Below are 16192 nucleotides of genomic sequence, written 5' to 3' on the forward strand. Positions count from 1 at the left end.
GAGCGCGGTCAAAAATGTGGGAGCGGGCTTGCTCCGGGCGGCGATCCGACGAATGCGGTGTGTCATTCAACATTGATGTCGACTGATCTAACGCCTTCGCGAGCAAGCCCGCTCCCACAGGGGGTTCAAAAGCGACCTCCATCTGTACTGAAAGCGCTACAGCGGAACGATATCGCTACACCCCCCTCCGATCACCGCTGTGCAAGGCTTTGATCCGGTTCAGCTTTTTTCTTTGCCTCAGGCTGTAGCGATTTCGCTACAGCCAATCTGATCGCGCTCGCCCACAAACCAATCAAGCCATTGATTTATAACGGTATTTTTACGTTGGCCGCGTTCTTGCTAAGTAACCGCTCATAAAATCAGGGCATTGCCGCCCGAGTATTCCACCGCGTCCACCAGACGAGTCTGGCCCCTAGGAGATTCCATGAGCGAGTTGCGTTTTACTGAAGATCACGAATGGCTGCGCGCCGAAGCCGATGGTTCTGTCACCGTTGGCATCACCGCTTTCGCGCAGAACGCCCTGGGCGACGTGGTGTTCGTGCAACTGCCTGAATTGCAGGCGTACGAGAAAGGCGCCGAAGCCGCCACCGTGGAATCGGTAAAAGCCGCCAGCGGCGTTTACATGCCACTGGACGGTGAAGTCCTGGCAACCAACCCGGCCCTGGAAGACAGCCCTGAGCTGGTGAACGAAGACCCGCTGGGCGAAGGCTGGTTCTTCCGCTTCAAGCCGGCCGACGCTTCTGCCGTCGCCAAGCTGCTGGATCAGGACGCCTACGACCGCCTGATCAAAGCCCAAGCCGAAGCCTGAGGAACCTGACATGACCCAAGTAAATCTCGGCACCGCCAACGAATTCATCGCCCGTCACATCGGCCCGCGCGCCGGTGACGAGCAAGCCATGCTCAACAGCCTCGGTTTCGATTCGCTCGAAGCCCTGAGCGCCAGCGTCATTCCGGAAAGCATCAAGGGCACCAGCGTACTCGGCCTCGACGATGGCCTGAGCGAAGCCGATGCCCTGGCGATGATCAAAGGCATCGCCGGCAAGAACCAGCTGTTCAAGACCTACATCGGCCAGGGCTACTACAACTGCCACACGCCATCGCCGATCCTGCGCAACCTGCTGGAAAACCCGGCCTGGTACACCGCCTACACCCCGTACCAGCCAGAAATCTCCCAGGGCCGTCTCGAAGCGCTGCTGAACTTCCAGACCCTGATCAGCGACCTCACCGGTCTGCCGATCGCCAACGCCTCCCTGCTCGACGAAGCCACCGCCGCTGCCGAAGCCATGACCTTCTGCAAACGCCTGAGCAAGAACAAGGGCAGCCACCAATTCTTCGCCTCGATCCACAGCCACCCGCAAACCCTCGACGTACTGCGCACCCGTGCCGAGCCGCTGGGTATCGACGTGGTCGTGGGCGATGAGCGCGAACTGACCGACGTGACGCCGTTCTTCGGCGCGCTGCTGCAATACCCGGCCAGCAACGGTGATGTGTTCGACTACCGCGAACTGACCGAGCGCTTCCACGCCGCCAACGCGCTGGTCGCTGTGGCCGCCGACCTGCTGGCCCTGACTCTGCTGACCCCGCCGGGCGAATTCGGCGCCGACGTAGCCATCGGCAGCGCCCAACGTTTCGGCGTGCCGCTGGGCTTCGGTGGCCCGCACGCGGCTTACTTCTCCACCAAAGATGCGTTCAAGCGCGACATGCCGGGCCGTCTGGTCGGTGTTTCGGTTGACCGCTTCGGCAAGCCGGCCCTGCGTCTGGCGATGCAGACCCGCGAGCAACACATCCGCCGCGAGAAAGCCACGTCGAACATCTGCACCGCACAAGTGCTGCTGGCCAACATCGCCAGCATGTACGCCGTGTACCACGGCCCTAAAGGCCTGACCCAGATCGCCAACCGCGTGCATCACCTGACCGCGATCCTGGCCAAGGGCCTGAGCGCACTGGGCGTGACCGTCGAGCAAGCCAGCTTCTTCGACACCCTGACCCTGGCCACCGGCGCGCAAACCTCCGCGCTGCATGACAAGGCCCGCGCCCAACAGATCAACCTGCGGGTGATCGATGCCCAGCGTCTGGGCCTGTCGGTCGACGAAACCACCACCCAGGCCGACATCGAAACCCTGTGGGGCCTGTTCGCCGACGGCAAAACGATGCCGGATTTCGCTGCTCTCGCAGCTGCCGCGCAAAGCACGATTCCAGCCGCACTGGTGCGTCAGTCGCCGATCCTCAGCCATCCGGTCTTCAACCGTTATCACTCGGAAACCGAGCTGATGCGCTACCTGCGCAAACTGGCGGACAAGGACCTGGCACTGGATCGCACCATGATCCCGCTGGGCTCGTGCACCATGAAACTCAACGCCGCCAGCGAAATGATCCCGGTGACCTGGGCCGAATTCGGCGCGCTGCACCCGTTCGCCCCGGCCGAGCAAAGCGCCGGTTACCAGCAACTGACCGACGAACTGGAAGCGATGCTCTGCGCCGCCACCGGTTACGACTCGATCTCGCTGCAACCGAACGCCGGTTCCCAGGGTGAGTACGCAGGTCTGCTGGCGATTCGCGCCTATCACCAGAGCCGTGGCGAAGACCGTCGCGACATCTGCCTGATCCCGTCGTCCGCCCACGGCACCAACCCGGCGACCGCCAACATGGCCGGCATGCGCGTGGTCGTGACCGCGTGCGACGCCCGTGGCAACGTGGACATCGAAGACCTGCGCGCCAAGGCCATCGAGCACCGCGAACACCTCGCGGCGCTGATGATCACTTACCCGTCGACCCACGGCGTGTTCGAAGAAGGCATCCGCGAAATCTGCGGCATCATTCATGACAACGGCGGCCAGGTGTACATCGACGGCGCCAACATGAACGCGATGGTCGGCCTCTGCGCACCGGGCAAGTTCGGCGGCGACGTCTCGCACCTGAACCTGCACAAGACCTTCTGCATTCCGCACGGCGGTGGCGGCCCGGGCGTCGGCCCGATCGGCGTGAAATCGCACCTGACTCCGTTCCTGCCGGGCCACGGCCACATGGAACGCAAGGAAGGCGCGGTCTGCGCAGCACCGTTCGGCAGCGCGAGCATTCTGCCGATCACCTGGATGTACATTCGCATGATGGGTGGCGCAGGCCTGAAGCGCGCTTCGCAGCTGGCGATCCTCAATGCCAACTACATTTCCCGTCGCCTGGAAGAGCACTACCCAGTGCTGTACACCGGCAGCAACGGTCTGGTGGCGCACGAGTGCATCCTCGATCTGCGTCCGCTGAAAGACAGCAGCGGCATCAGCGTCGATGACGTGGCCAAGCGCCTGATCGACTTCGGTTTCCACGCCCCGACCATGTCGTTCCCGGTGGCCGGCACGCTGATGATCGAGCCGACCGAAAGCGAATCCAAGGAAGAACTGGACCGCTTCTGCGACGCCATGATCCGCATCCGCGAAGAAATCCGCGCGGTGGAAAACGGCACCCTGGACAAGGACGACAACCCGCTGAAGAACGCTCCGCACACTGCGGCAGAGCTGGTCGGCGAGTGGACTCACCCGTACAGCCGCGAACAAGCGGTGTACCCGGTGGCGTCGTTGATCGAAGGCAAGTACTGGCCGCCGGTCGGTCGCGTCGACAACGTGTTCGGCGACCGCAACCTGGTCTGCGCCTGCCCGTCGATCGAAAGCTACGCTTAAACGAATGAGGGGGCGGCCACCACGCCCCCAACTTCAAGAACACCACAAAACCCTGTGGGAGCGAGCTTGCTCGCGAAAGCGGCAGATCAGCCGACTGGCACTCCGTTTTCGCGAGCAAGCTCACTCCCACAAGGAAATGCATCAAGCCTGAAATCCCGCCAATTCCTATAACAAGAAACCGGAGAACAACCATGTCGTTAAGCGTGTTCGACCTGTTCAAGATTGGCATCGGCCCCTCCAGCTCCCACACCGTCGGCCCGATGTGCGCAGCTGCGCGCTTCGTCGAAGGCCTGCGTCGGGAAAACCTGTTGTCGGCCACCACCAGCGTCAGGGTCGAGTTGTATGGATCCCTCGGCGCCACCGGCAAGGGCCACGGCAGCGACAAGGCCGTGCTGCTGGGCCTGGAAGGTGAACACCCGGACACCGTGGATACCGAAACCGTCGCCGCCCGCCTCTCGGAGATTCGTGGCAACGGGCGTTTGAACCTGCTCGGTGAGCACAGCATTGCGTTCAACGAGAAAGAACACCTGGCAATGATCCGCAAGCCGTTGGCCTATCACCCCAACGGCATGATCTTCCGTGCCTTCGATGCGGCGGGATTGCAGATCCGCAGCCGCGAGTACTACTCGGTCGGCGGCGGTTTTGTGGTCGACGAAGACGCGGCCGGCGCCGACCGCATCGTCGAAGACGCCACCCCGCTGACCTTCCCGTTCAAAAGTGCCAAGGACTTGCTCGGTCACTGCGCCACCTATGGTCTGTCGATCAGCCAGGTGATGCTGACCAATGAAAGCGCCTGGCGCCCGGAAGCGGAAACCCGCGCCGGTCTGCTGAAAATCTGGCAAGTGATGCAGGACTGCGTGGCTGCCGGCTGTCGCAACGAAGGCATTCTGCCGGGTGGCCTCAAGGTCAAGCGGCGGGCGGCGGCGTTGCACCGGCAACTGTGCAAGAACCCGGAATCGTCGCTGCGCGATCCGCTGTCGGTGCTGGACTGGGTCAACCTCTACGCCCTGGCCGTCAACGAAGAAAACGCCAACGGCGGGCGCGTGGTCACGGCACCGACCAATGGCGCGGCGGGGATCATTCCTGCGGTGCTGCATTACTACATGCGCTTCATTCCCGGCGCGAACGATGACGGCGTGGTGCGTTTCCTGCTCACCGCCGCGGCCATCGGCATTCTGTACAAGGAAAACGCCTCGATCTCCGGCGCCGAAGTCGGCTGTCAGGGCGAGGTCGGCGTGGCCTGTTCAATGGCGGCCGGTGCGTTGTGCGAAGTCCTCGGCGGCAGCGTGCAACAAGTCGAAAACGCCGCTGAAATCGGCATGGAACACAACCTCGGCCTGACCTGCGACCCGATTGGCGGGCTGGTACAGGTGCCGTGCATCGAACGCAACGCCATGGGCTCGGTCAAGGCAATCAACGCCGTGCGCATGGCCATGCGCGGAGACGGGCAGCACTTCGTCTCCCTCGACAAGGTCATCCGCACCATGCGCCAGACCGGCGCCGACATGAAAAGCAAATACAAGGAGACCGCCCGTGGCGGTCTGGCGGTCAACATTATCGAGTGTTGATCGCGCCATAAACTCGCTCTCCCTTTGGAGAGAACACAAAACTGGCCCCCTCTCCCTCCGGGAGAGGGTTGGTGTGAATCAAGGAGTCACGCATGTCCACCGAACAACTGTCGAAAACCCCGCTGCACGCTCTGCACATCGAACTCGGCGCCCGCATGGTGCCGTTCGCCGGCTACGACATGCCGGTGCAATACCCGCTGGGCGTGATGAAAGAACACCAGCACACCCGTGAGCAGGCCGGGCTGTTCGATGTCTCGCACATGGGCCAGATTCGCCTGACCGGCGCCAATGCCGCCAAAGCCCTGGAAACCCTGGTGCCGGTGGACATCATCGACCTGCCGGTCGGCATGCAGCGCTACGCGATGTTCACCAACGAAACCGGCGGCATCCTCGATGACCTTATGGTCGCCAACCTGGGCAACGACGAGTTGTTCCTGGTGGTCAACGCCGCGTGCAAGGACCAGGACCTGGCCCATCTGCAAAAACACATCGGCGACCAGTGCAAGATCGAGCCGTTGTTCGAAGAACGCGCCCTGCTCGCCCTGCAAGGCCCGGCCGCCGTGACCGTGCTGGCACGCCTGGCACCGGAAGTGGCGAAAATGACTTTCATGCAATTCACCCGCGTGAAGCTGCTGGGCGTCGACTGCTTTGTCAGCCGTTCGGGCTACACCGGTGAAGACGGTTTCGAAATCTCGGTTCCGGCAGCCGACGCAGAAAAACTCGCCCGCGCCCTGCTCGCCGAACCGGAAGTGGCCGCCATCGGCCTCGGCGCCCGTGACTCGCTGCGTCTGGAGGCGGGCCTGTGCCTGTACGGCCACGACATGAACACCGAGACCACCCCGATCGAAGCCAGCCTGCTGTGGGCAATCTCCAAGCCTCGGCGTGCCGACGGTGCGCGCGCCGGTGGTTTCCCGGGTGCGGAACAAGTCTTCGCTCAACAGCAGAACGGCGTTCAGCGCAAACGCGTCGGCCTGCTGCCACAAGAGCGTACGCCGGTCCGTGAAGGTGCAGAAATCGTCAACGAAGCGGGCGAGATCATCGGCAGCGTGTGCAGCGGCGGTTTCGGCCCGACCCTGGGCGGCCCGTTGGCCATGGGTTACCTGGACAGCGCCTACGTCGCACTCGACACGCCAGTTTGGGCGATTGTTCGTGGGAAAAAGGTGCCATTGCTTGTAAGCAAAATGCCATTTGTTCCACAACGCTACTATCGCGGTTGATTGACTGTTTCTATAAGTAACGCGATTGCGTTATGCGTGCACTAATGTGTAACGCAATCGCCATAAAACAGTGCACTCTCTTTACATTCGATTCGAATATGAACTTGGCTTATAACGTTCGAAAACAATTGAACAAGCCAATCGAATAAGCCGGACTAGTGGACCGACTAAGTGCCAGCAAGCGCAGGAAAACCGGGGCCTTCACAGGGCTTGTTTTTCCTCCCGTAGTTGGCGTAGAGTTTGTCCACTGTGTTTGCATGGGTCAGCTTGGAATCGTGACCTGGGCAGTAGCCTACAAGTTAGCTACATCCCGTTCGACGTCTTCTTACTCTCCTGCAACCAGCCCCAGTACTCTTTCATGAGGAAGAGACTGTCATCAATTTATGCGTCAAAGGAAATAAGAAATGTCCACACGTCAGAGCGGTACCGTCAAGTGGTTTAACGACGAGAAAGGTTTTGGTTTTATCACTCCAGAAAGCGGTCCGGATCTGTTCGTGCATTTCCGCGCCATTCAGGGCAACGGCTTCAAGAGCCTGAAAGAAGGCCAGAAAGTGACCTTCGTTGCAGTGCAAGGCCAGAAAGGCATGCAAGCTGACGAAGTCATCGCAGAAGCCTGATTTCTGTTACGAAAAAGCCCCTGATATTGATATCAGGGGCTTTTTTGTGGGCGCAAATCCGTAAAATGGCGCTTCACTTTCCGTCCAGAGGCTGCCATGTCGAAACACCTGCTCACTCCCCAGGGCGATTTCCCCGCCGTCGGCCTGGGCCGTCGTCTGGCAGCGATGTTCTATGACTTTCTGCTGTGCACTGCCCTGCTGATCGTGACCGGTGGCGTCTACAAGATGATTCAGGCCGCGATCATCGGTGAGGAGCGTCTGCGGGTTCTGACCGACGCCGGGCAACTGGATGGCGATCCGCTGTACTCCACTGTGCTGCTGCTGGTGCTGTTCGGCTTCTTCGCCAAGTTCTGGACCCACGCCGGGCAGACCCTGGGCATGCAGGTCTGGGGCATTCGTGTGCAGAACGCCGATGGCACTGCGATCAGTCTGTGGCAGGCGTTGCTCCGGTTCATGGTGTCGATTGCGTCGTGGCTGTGCCTGGGCCTGGGATTCTTCTGGTCGCTGTTCGACAAACAGAAACGCGCCTGGCATGACATCTACTCCGACACACAGCTCGTGCGAATCCCGAAGAAAACCAAATAATCCTCCAGATGCAAAAACGCCCCGATCCAATCGGGGCGTTTTTGTTTGCGGCTCAAGGTCAGGCGTTGCCGGCCAGCTTCATCCGCGCGGCCTGAGTGAAATCAAGCATGCGCTTGAGCGGACGGATCGCCTGAGGAATGAGAGCCGGGTCGACGAAGATCTCGTTCGAACCTTCCTTCAAGCACTTGAGCGTGCGCTCAAGGGTGTTCATGGCCATCCACGGGCAATGTGCGCAACTGCGGCACGCCGCGCCGTTACCGGCGGTTGGCGCCTCGATGAAGACCTTGTCCGGGCACAGCTGCTGCATCTTGTAGAAGATGCCGCGATCGGTGGCGACGATCAGGGTCTTGTTCGGCAGCGATTGCGCGGCGGCAATCAGCTGACTGGTGGAACCGACGGCGTCCGCCAGTTCGATCACCGAGGTCGGCGACTCCGGATGCACCAGAATGGCAGCGTCCGGGTACAGCGCTTTCATGTCTTCCAGCTGCTTGGACTTGAACTCTTCGTGAACGATGCAGGCACCGTCCCAGAGCAACATGTCAGCGCCGGTCTGACGCTGGATGTAGGTGCCCAGGTGCTTGTCCGGGCCCCAGATAATGGTTTCGCCGTTGTCCATCAGGCTCTCGACGATTTCCAGTGCGCAGCTGGAGGTCACTACCCAGTCGGCCCGGGCTTTGACCGCCGCCGAGGTGTTGGCATACACCACCACGGTGCGTTCCGGATGCTGATCGCAGAACGCCGAGAACTCGTCCACCGGGCAACCCAGATCGAGCGAGCAGGTCGCTTCCAGGGTCGGCATCAGCACGCGCTTTTCAGGGTTGAGAATCTTCGCGGTCTCGCCCATAAATTTCACGCCAGCGACCACCACGGTCTTGGCCGGATGGGCGTTGCCGAAGCGGGCCATTTCCAGAGAATCGGAAACACAACCGCCGGTTTCTTCGGCGAGGGCCTGGATGATCGGATCGCAATAAAAGTGGGCAACCAGCACCGCGTCCTGAGCCTTGAGCTCGGCGGCGATGGCGGAACGGTAATAAGCCTCTTCCTCGGCTGTCAGCGGCTTGGGCTGCTTGGCATCGAGGTGGGCTTGTACCAGAAGGCGTTCGGAAATCTGCGTCATGTTCGCAAGACCTGCAGGCGCATTCGCGCGAAAGTCGAGTATACACCCGGCTCCGGACCGCTTGAGGGTACCGCCGGGAGAGTGAGTATTATCAGGCACGGACAGCATTGAAGCTGCGCAAGGCTACAGAATATCCCGTTGATACAAAAGATGATTCTGACCTGCGTCACGGCAGGAAGAAACGAAGGGAGGGATGCCCGAATCGCAGGCAAAAAAAAACCCGGAAATCCTCACTTTCGTGGGCCTTCCGGATTTTCTAAACCGCCAAATATGGTGGGTCGTGTGGGATTCGAACCTACGACCAATTGGTTAAAAGCCAACTGCTCTACCAACTGAGCTAACGACCCGCTGTGTGGTGGCGCGTATAATACTGATTTTTAAGGACTATTCAACACCTAATTTGAAAATAATCAAAAATAAGGTGTCGGGTCGCTGATTCCGGCCGCCGCGAAGCCTTCTGCACGCAGTCGGCAGCTGTCGCATTTGCCGCAAGCACGGCCATCATCGTCCGCCTGATAGCAGGAAACGGTCAGCCCGTAATCAACGCCGAGCTTCACGCCCGCCTGGACGATCTGCGCCTTGCTCAGGTTCTGCAGCGGTGCCTGGATGCGGAAACCATTGCCTTCCACACCAGCCTTGGTCGCCAGATTGGCCATGCGCTCGAACGACTCGATGAACTCGGGACGGCAATCCGGGTAACCGGAGTAATCCACTGCGTTGACGCCGATAAAGATGTCACGGGCGCCGAGCACTTCAGCCCAACCCAGGGCCAGCGACAGGAAAACCGTGTTGCGCGCCGGCACGTAAGTGACCGGAATACCTTCGCCCAACTCTTCCGGGATGTCGATGCTGGTGTCGGTCAGGGCCGAACCGCCCATGCCGTTCAGGTTCAGGCCGATCACCTTGTGTTCGACCACGCCCAGGTCGCGGGCAACGCGAGCAGCGGCATGCAGTTCGGCGTGGGAACGCTGACCGTAATCGAAACTCATGGTGTAGCAGGCGTAGCCTTCAGCGCGGGCCATGGCCACGACAGTTGCCGAGTCCAGGCCACCCGACAGCAGGATTACCGCACGTTTCTGGCTAGTGTTCAGTTGTTCAGTCATCTCAGCGCCCCGGCTCATCATTCCATAGATATTTATGCAGCTGCAGTTGCAGGCGCACTGGCAGGTTATCCGCCACCACCCAGTCCGCCAGATCCCGAGCGTTCAGGTCGTGGTGACTTGGGGAAAACAGCACTTCACCTGCACGTCGCTCCAAACCGTACTGGATCAGCTTCGATACCGCCCAGTCATAGTCCTCCCGCGAGCAGATGACAAACTTCACCTGATCGTTGGGCGTCAGCAGTTCGATGTTCTCGTAACGGTTGCGATGGGCTTCTTTGGAGTCTGGCGTCTTCAGGTCGACCACCCGACTGACCCGCGGATCGACCGCCGAGATGTCGAGGGCGCCGCTGGTTTCCAGCGAGACTTCGTAGCCGGCATCGCACAACTGTTTGAGCAAAGGGATGGCATTGGGTTGTGCCAGCGGCTCACCGCCAGTGACGCAGACGTAGCGCGGGCGAAAGCCGGCCACTTGCTCGAGGATGTCGTCGAGAGTACGGATCGTGCCACCGCTGAACGCGTAGGCGCTGTCGCAGTATTGGCAACGCAATGGGCAACCGGTCAGGCGCACAAAAACAGTGGGCAGCCCGGCAGTCCGCGTTTCCCCCTGCAACGAGTAGAAAACTTCGGTGATTCTCAATGTGTCTTGCATAGTCGCCACGGGCGTAACAGCTAAACAGGCTGTCCGCCTCCGTCAGGCACTTCAGGCAACCCCGCCAACGCGTAGATCACCAGAAGCGTGTTTCATAAAAGGGCGTGAATTCTAACGAAAAAACCCGCGACAAGCGCGGGTTTCTTCCAAACGGGTCAAAGCTGTTACATGCGTTGCAGATCGCGCTGGGCCAACTGCGCGGCGGACGTGCCCGGATACTGGGCCACCACCTGCTGCAGAATGCCTTTGACCTTGTCGGTATGACCGAGGCGGCGCTCTACGTCAGCCAGCTTGTACAGCGAATCCGGCACTTTGGCGTGCTTGGGATACAGCTGCGAAACCTTGGCGAAAGCCTGACCTGCACCTTGCAGATCGCCTTTTGCCAGGTTCACTTCACCCAGCCAGTACTGGGCGTTGCCCGCATATTGGCTGTTCGGGTATTTACGCAGGAAAGCGGCAAATGCCTGGCTGGCCTTGTCGAAATCCTTGGCCTTGATCAGGTCGAAAGCTGCGTCGTAATACAGCTTTTCCTTGGCCGGATCAGCCGGTTCGCCACCCGCAGCAGGTGCCTGGGCGGCAGCAGCAGCCCCGGCTCCAGCGGCGGCACCGGCAGCAGCACTTGCATCGCCACCGGCAGAAGAATTCTCGGGAGTCGCGGCAGGTGCAACGCCGGATCCTATGCGCCGATCAAGATCCTGGTATCGCTCCAGGGACTCTTGCTTCATGCGCGAAACTTGGTTCTGCAGTTCTTCGATCACGCCTTGCTGGCGCGATATCTGATCCTGCATTTGTTGCAGTTGGTTGAACAGCATGCCGTTTGCCGAGGCAGGGGCCGAAGCCGCTCCCCCGGCATAGGCGCCGTTCGTACCGTAACCTGCAGGCGGATAACTGCTCCCGCTATTGTTATAACCGGAGTTGTCATCGACCACAGGAACCGCAGCCCACGCCGCAAGCGGCGCGAGGCTGAGAGCCAGAACAGTTACAGCACGACGGCACGTTCGCATATCGAATTACTTACGCAGTTCGACGCGACGGTTTTGAGCCCAGGACTGCTCGTCGTTGCCGGTAGCAACTGGACGCTCTTCGCCGTAGGAAACCAGTTCCAGCTGAGCTGGGGAAACACCTTGCAGTACCAGGTAGCGCTGAACGGCTTTCGCACGACGCTCGCCCAGTGCCATGTTGTACTCACGAGTACCACGTTCGTCGGTGTTGCCTTCCAGAACAACGCGAGCGCCGTTTGCTTTCAGGTCTTTGGCGTGAACGTCCAGAGCGCGCATGGCTTCTGGCTTCAGGTCCGAGCTGTCGTATTCGAAGTAGAAGGTGGTGATTGCGCGCAGAGCAGCTTCTTCGCTCAGGGAACCGTCAACTGCACCAGTGTTTGCGCCGTAACCAGCGTTTGGATCAACAGCGCCTTCACCGGCGTTGTCGCCGCCTTTGGACGAGCAACCTACAGCTACAGCCATGGCCAGAGCCAGCGCAGCAAATTTACCAAACTTCAGCATTTCCATCGTGAAACTCCTAATGAACCCCAGTGTGTTAAGTAAAACGTAAAGCGCCGCGTCAGTTCAGGTAAGGGGACCAGGACGGTTCTCTGACTTCGCCTTGAGCGGTAGGAAGCGGGAGCCTCACGCGTCCATTAATGGACACGAGCATCAAGACTCCCCGGCCCTGCTGGCGGGTGGCGTAGATTACCATGGTGCCGTTGGGCGCAACAGTAGGCGACTCGTCCAGAGTGCTATCAGTGAGGATTTTTACACTTCCGCGCTGCAAATCCTGGGCCGCCACTTTGAAATTGGTGAAACCGTCCTGACGATGGATCATCACCAGGGTCTTTTCATCCGCCGAAAGCTTGGGGTTGGCGTTGTAGTTGCCTACGAACGTCACACGTTCGGCACCGCCGCCACCGGCGCTGGTTTTGTAGATCTGCGGCTTGCCGCCACGGTCGGAGGTGAAGTAGATGGTCGAACCATCCTTGCCCCAGTACGGTTCAGTGTTGATGCCAGGACCTGCGGTCACGCGGGTGATCTGACGCGAACCGAGGTTCATCACGTAGATGTCCGGGTTACCGTCTTTCGACAGCACGAACGCCAGGCGATTGCCGTCCGGCGACCAGGCTGGCGCGCCGTTCAGGCCTTCGAAGTTGGTGATCTGCTCGCGGCGACCGGTGTCGATGTTCTGCATGAAGATGCGCGGACGCTTCTGTTCGAACGACACGTAGGCGATACGCTTGCCGTCCGGTGCAAAACGCGGCGACAGGATCGGCTCGCGCGATTGCAGCAGGGTCACGGCGCGGGCGCCGTCATAGTCCGAACGCTGCAGGGTGTAACGGGTGTTCTTCTCGGAGAAACGCTCGGCTGTGACGTACAGCAGGCGAGTCGAGAATGCACCTTTAATACCGGTCAGCTTTTCGAACGACTGATCGGAGATGAAGTGCGCCATGTCACGCAGCTGTTCGGTAGTACCGGACACACTGCCGTCAGCCACTTTCTGCTCGGTTGCGACGTTGAACAGAGCCCACTGCACCTGCAGACGGCCACCGGCCGGCGCGATGCTGCCGACCATCATGTATTGCGCGCCCACCGCCTTCCAGTCACGGAAGATGATTTCGCTCGGCTGGCTTGGCTGGCTGATCATGTTTTGCTTTGGAATCGGCGAGTAATAGCCCGAGTTGCGCAAATCGTTACCAATGATTTCAGCCATGTCATCCGGCAGGACGGCACCGCCCTGGAAACCGAACGGTACGACGGCGATCGGAGTTGCCCGATCGCTGCCGCTGGTGACCAGAATGTTCTTTTCATCCGCCATCGCGATCCCTGCCATGCAGCAGATCACGACCAGCATTCCTCGAAGAAGGTTTCTCACAAGGCTAGATCCTCAGGTGTGAATGTCATCTTGAATGAACGATACGGAGCGAAATCGCTCGGCTTCATTCCCTGCATTTCCGTCAAACGTCCAATATTCTTGACCGCTGCCACTGCCGACGCATCGAACGGACCGTCGCCACTGGACTTGGCCACGCTGACCGAAGTCACCGTACCGTCCGGCAACATGCCGATCTGCAGTACAACCGTCATGCCTTTGCGTGCCGAAGGTGGACGTGCCCAGCCTTCCGCTGCCCGCGCACGAATCAGGTCATCGAAACTGCCCGCGACTTCATCGCCCTGCTCATCGGCCAAGGCCTGCTGGCGCTGCGGCGTGTCGGAAAGCAAATCTGCCAGGGCCTGAGCCTTTTTGTCTTCGGCGGATTTACGTGCCGCTTCCTGCGCTTTCTTCTTCGCAGCATCGGCAGCAGCTTTCTTCTTCGCGTCCTCGGCGACTTTCTTCTTCGCCTCTTCAGCTTCAGCTTTCTTCTTGGCGTCTTCGGCGGCTTTCTTCTTCGCGTCTTCGACGATCTTCTTCTTGGCTTCTTCAGCGGCCGCTTTCTTGGCCTCTTCTTCAGCAGCCTTCTTGGCTTCTTCTTCGGCTTTCTTCTTGGCTATATCAGCCAATTGTTTCTCTTCTGCCTTCTTGGCTTCGGCGGTTTTCTTCGCGTCTTCGGCTTTCTTGGCTTCATCAGCCTTCTTCGCCTCGTCCGCTTTCTTCGCCTCATCGGCCTTCTTGGCTTCCTCGGCCTTTTGAGCCGCTTCTTCTTTCTTTTGTTCCGCAGCCTTCACCGCTTCCTGCTCGACCTTTTTCTGCTCCATCTGCTCGACTTCGGTCTGGCGCGCGGCGGATTTCTTCGCCTCACCCGCAATCTTCTGATTGGTCTGGGTGGTTGCCTGACTTTTCGATTTCAGCTGGTACAGGGTCGCCTGGACAATCGGCTTGGCCGGCGGCAGCTCCGGGGTCAGGGCGAAACTGACGAACAGCATGCCGAACACCAGCACGTGCAAGCCAATCGCCCAGACACTAGGCCAGAAGTAGCTTTCCGAGGCGGACGGCTCTCGCTGTTGCTGCATCAGGGCGCCTCGGTGATCAAGCCAACGTTACCGACCCCGGCTTTCTGCAACCCGCCCATGGCGCCCATGACGGAGCCATAATCGACGGACTTGTCGCCACGGATGAAGACCTGGGTACGCTTGCCGCCTTCAGTGCCGGCGCGAATGATCTTGGTCACCGCGTCGGTCATCTGTGGCAGGGTCATGGCCCGGTCCTGCTGCTTCTCGGTGTCGACTTCGCTGCCAAGGTTCCAGTAGTAGGTCTTGTCCGACTTGATCGAAATGGTCAGCACCTGGGTGTTGTTGTCCTGCGGCAAGGCTTCGCTGGAAACCTTGGGCAGATCCACTTTCACGCCCTGATTGAGCATCGGCGCAGTCACCATGAAGATGACCAGCAGCACCAGCATCACGTCGATGTAAGGCACTACGTTCATCTCGGCGACCGGCTTGCGCTTGTGTCGGGCTCGAGTGATTAAAGCCATCGGGAAATACCTGCTTATTCTTCGCTGGTGTGCACTTTGCGGTGCAGGATCGCCTGGAATTCATCGGCGAAGGTGTAGTAGCGGCTCAGCAAGGTTTCGCTGCGGGCAGAGAAACGGTTGTAAGCGATAACGGCCGGGATCGCGGCAAACAGACCGATCGCGGTGGCGATCAGGGCTTCGGCGATGCCGGGAGCCACGGTGGCCAGAGTGGCCTGCTGGGCGCTGGCCAGACCGCGGAACGAGTTCATGATCCCCCAGACGGTACCGAACAGACCGATGTACGGGCTGACGGAACCTACGGTGGCGAGGAACGGCAGGCTCTGCTCGAGCTTTTCTTCTTCGCGGGAGATGGCGACGCGCATGGCACGGGCCACACCTTCCATCACCGCTTCAGGATCGACGCCTGGCTGCTGACGCAGACGGGAGAACTCCTTGAAGCCGGCACGGAAGATCTGCTCGACGCCCGAATCCGGATCCGGGTTGCTGCCGGCCTGACGGTAGAGTTTGGACAGGTCGATACCCGACCAGAAGCGCTCCTCGAAGCTCTCCAGGGCACGTCGACCGGCGCGCAGCAGGTTGCTGCGCTGAAAGATCATGATCCATGAGGTCACCGATGCGGCCACCAGGGTCAACATTACCAACTGCACCACGATGCTGGCATTGCTGACCAGGCTCCACATGGAGGAATGGTCGACGACGTTAGCTTCCACGCTTTATCTCCTGCTTTGAGTGTGTACCCGTGCCGACCGCGTCGGCAAAGGCCGCACGCAGGTCTTCGGGAAGGGCCCGGGGTTTCAAACTGTTAGTGCGCACACAGGCCACCAGAAACTGCCCTTCGCAGAGCAGCACATTATCCGTTGCCCGCCTGACCTGCTGTCGAAAGCGCAGGCTGGCACGGTTCAATTCGATTACATCAGCGCTTACCAGAAGCTCGTCGTCCAGTCGCGCCGGCGCGTGATAACGCGCTTCGCTGGAATGCACGACGAACAACAGGTCCTCCCCTGCCAGCGCCGACTGGGCAAAGCCCAGCTCCCGGAGCCGCTCGGTTCGAGCCCGTTCCATAAACTTGAGGTAATTAACGTAATACACGATGCCGCCCGCATCGGTGTCCTCGTAATAAACGCGACAACGATGTGCGAACGGCTCAAGCCCGTTTTGCGCGCGCATACTCTAGTGCTTACTCCTCGGGTTGCCAATCCGGCCAGGCAACTGTTTTTCATTGTTCGAAGGCTTTACCGCAAAAGTACCGTCCTGAGACAGTACAAA

Annotated in this window: 16 protein-coding genes and 1 tRNA gene; 6 read left to right on the top strand and 11 right to left on the bottom strand. The window is 59.9% G+C overall.

Annotation, left to right across the window (positions count from 1 at the left end):
- Positions 1-424 precede the first annotated feature (424 nt).
- The 6 genes from gcvH to LOY31_RS22600 all read left to right on the top strand — a co-directional run bounded on the left by gcvH (position 425) and on the right by LOY31_RS22600 (position 7658).
- The gene (gene gcvH, locus LOY31_RS22575) at positions 425-808 is read left to right on the top strand and encodes a glycine cleavage system protein GcvH (protein ID WP_007951190.1); all 384 of its coding nucleotides are present in this window, start codon (positions 425-427) and stop codon (positions 806-808) included.
- Positions 809-818: 10 nt separating this feature from the next.
- Positions 819-3671, top strand: a complete 2853-nt coding sequence (gene gcvP, locus LOY31_RS22580; RefSeq protein WP_258712242.1) for an aminomethyl-transferring glycine dehydrogenase — start codon at positions 819-821, stop codon at positions 3669-3671.
- Between the two features lie 191 nt (positions 3672-3862).
- On the top strand, positions 3863-5239 hold the full coding sequence (locus LOY31_RS22585; RefSeq protein WP_258712243.1) for an L-serine ammonia-lyase: 1377 nt from the start codon (positions 3863-3865) through the stop codon (positions 5237-5239).
- A gap of 92 nt (positions 5240-5331) precedes the next feature.
- Positions 5332-6456: a glycine cleavage system aminomethyltransferase GcvT gene (gene gcvT, locus LOY31_RS22590; protein ID WP_085606610.1), complete on the top strand. Its 1125-nt coding sequence runs from the start codon at positions 5332-5334 to the stop codon at positions 6454-6456.
- 404 nt (positions 6457-6860) lie between these two features.
- Positions 6861-7073, top strand: coding sequence for a cold-shock protein (locus LOY31_RS22595; RefSeq protein WP_007951194.1), 213 nt, complete (start codon positions 6861-6863; stop codon positions 7071-7073).
- Positions 7074-7169: 96 nt separating this feature from the next.
- Positions 7170-7658 (top strand): RDD family protein, encoded by a 489-nt coding sequence (locus LOY31_RS22600; RefSeq protein ID WP_085606612.1) that lies wholly within the window; start codon positions 7170-7172, stop codon positions 7656-7658.
- Between the two features lie 58 nt (positions 7659-7716).
- On the opposite strand, the gene nadA is transcribed toward LOY31_RS22600, so the two are convergent.
- The 11 genes from nadA to ybgC form a co-directional block, all read right to left on the bottom strand.
- Positions 7717-8775, bottom strand: a complete 1059-nt coding sequence (gene nadA / locus LOY31_RS22605; protein WP_039766022.1) for a quinolinate synthase NadA — start codon at positions 8773-8775, stop codon at positions 7717-7719.
- Between the two features lie 271 nt (positions 8776-9046).
- A tRNA-Lys gene (locus LOY31_RS22610) sits at positions 9047-9122 on the bottom strand.
- 63 nt (positions 9123-9185) lie between these two features.
- Entirely contained in the window at positions 9186-9878 is a 693-nt protein-coding gene (queC, locus tag LOY31_RS22615; protein WP_007951197.1) for a 7-cyano-7-deazaguanine synthase QueC, read from the bottom strand.
- Between the two features lies 1 nt (position 9879).
- Positions 9880-10527, bottom strand: a complete 648-nt coding sequence (gene queE, locus LOY31_RS22620; RefSeq protein ID WP_007951198.1) for a 7-carboxy-7-deazaguanine synthase QueE — start codon at positions 10525-10527, stop codon at positions 9880-9882.
- A 164-nt stretch (positions 10528-10691) separates the two neighbouring features.
- A complete protein-coding gene (gene ybgF, locus LOY31_RS22625; protein WP_007951199.1) occupies positions 10692-11531 on the bottom strand; it encodes a tol-pal system protein YbgF in 840 nt (279 codons plus the stop codon).
- Positions 11532-11537: 6 nt separating this feature from the next.
- Entirely contained in the window at positions 11538-12035 is a 498-nt protein-coding gene (gene pal, locus LOY31_RS22630) for a peptidoglycan-associated lipoprotein Pal (RefSeq protein WP_003178634.1), read from the bottom strand.
- Between the two features lie 52 nt (positions 12036-12087).
- The gene (gene tolB / locus LOY31_RS22635) at positions 12088-13368 is read right to left on the bottom strand and encodes a Tol-Pal system beta propeller repeat protein TolB (RefSeq protein WP_162831782.1); all 1281 of its coding nucleotides are present in this window, start codon (positions 13366-13368) and stop codon (positions 12088-12090) included.
- Between the two features lie 17 nt (positions 13369-13385).
- The gene (tolA, locus tag LOY31_RS22640; RefSeq protein ID WP_085606614.1) at positions 13386-14465 is read right to left on the bottom strand and encodes a cell envelope integrity protein TolA; all 1080 of its coding nucleotides are present in this window, start codon (positions 14463-14465) and stop codon (positions 13386-13388) included.
- Positions 14465-14917 (bottom strand): protein TolR, encoded by a 453-nt coding sequence (tolR, locus tag LOY31_RS22645; RefSeq protein WP_162130475.1) that lies wholly within the window; start codon positions 14915-14917, stop codon positions 14465-14467. The genes tolA and tolR overlap by 1 nt, the downstream gene beginning before the upstream one ends.
- A gap of 23 nt (positions 14918-14940) precedes the next feature.
- On the bottom strand, positions 14941-15636 hold the full coding sequence (tolQ, locus tag LOY31_RS22650) for a protein TolQ (RefSeq protein WP_007912733.1): 696 nt from the start codon (positions 15634-15636) through the stop codon (positions 14941-14943).
- Positions 15626-16093 (bottom strand): tol-pal system-associated acyl-CoA thioesterase, encoded by a 468-nt coding sequence (gene ybgC, locus LOY31_RS22655; RefSeq protein ID WP_007951203.1) that lies wholly within the window; start codon positions 16091-16093, stop codon positions 15626-15628. The genes tolQ and ybgC overlap by 11 nt, the downstream gene beginning before the upstream one ends.
- Positions 16094-16192 lie beyond the last annotated feature (99 nt).

Origin of the sequence: Pseudomonas sp. B21-021, from assembly GCF_024749205.1 — a bacterium.
Classification (GTDB): Bacteria; Pseudomonadota; Gammaproteobacteria; order Pseudomonadales; family Pseudomonadaceae; genus Aquipseudomonas; species Aquipseudomonas paraglycinae.

Bases quoted from the DNA above. Each gene is read 5' to 3' on its own strand.
- LOY31_RS22600 (WP_085606612.1), top strand. From the start codon at position 7,170: ATGTCGAAACACCTGCTCACTCCCCAGGGCGATTTCCCCGCCGTCGGC.
- queC (WP_007951197.1), bottom strand. From the start codon at position 9,878: ATGACTGAACAACTGAACACTAGCCAGAAACGTGCGGTAATCCTGCTG.
- gcvT (WP_085606610.1), top strand. From the start codon at position 5,332: ATGTCCACCGAACAACTGTCGAAAACCCCGCTGCACGCTCTGCACATC.
- gcvP (WP_258712242.1), top strand. From the start codon at position 819: ATGACCCAAGTAAATCTCGGCACCGCCAACGAATTCATCGCCCGTCAC.
- ybgC (WP_007951203.1), bottom strand. From the start codon at position 16,093: ATGCGCGCGCAAAACGGGCTTGAGCCGTTCGCACATCGTTGTCGCGTT.
- queE (WP_007951198.1), bottom strand. From the start codon at position 10,527: ATGCAAGACACATTGAGAATCACCGAAGTTTTCTACTCGTTGCAGGGG.
- nadA (WP_039766022.1), bottom strand. From the start codon at position 8,775: ATGACGCAGATTTCCGAACGCCTTCTGGTACAAGCCCACCTCGATGCC.
- pal (WP_003178634.1), bottom strand. From the start codon at position 12,035: ATGGAAATGCTGAAGTTTGGTAAATTTGCTGCGCTGGCTCTGGCCATG.
- LOY31_RS22595 (WP_007951194.1), top strand. From the start codon at position 6,861: ATGTCCACACGTCAGAGCGGTACCGTCAAGTGGTTTAACGACGAGAAA.
- LOY31_RS22585 (WP_258712243.1), top strand. From the start codon at position 3,863: ATGTCGTTAAGCGTGTTCGACCTGTTCAAGATTGGCATCGGCCCCTCC.
- ybgF (WP_007951199.1), bottom strand. From the start codon at position 11,531: ATGCGAACGTGCCGTCGTGCTGTAACTGTTCTGGCTCTCAGCCTCGCG.
- gcvH (WP_007951190.1), top strand. From the start codon at position 425: ATGAGCGAGTTGCGTTTTACTGAAGATCACGAATGGCTGCGCGCCGAA.
- tolB (WP_162831782.1), bottom strand. From the start codon at position 13,368: ATGCTGGTCGTGATCTGCTGCATGGCAGGGATCGCGATGGCGGATGAA.
- tolA (WP_085606614.1), bottom strand. From the start codon at position 14,465: ATGCAGCAACAGCGAGAGCCGTCCGCCTCGGAAAGCTACTTCTGGCCT.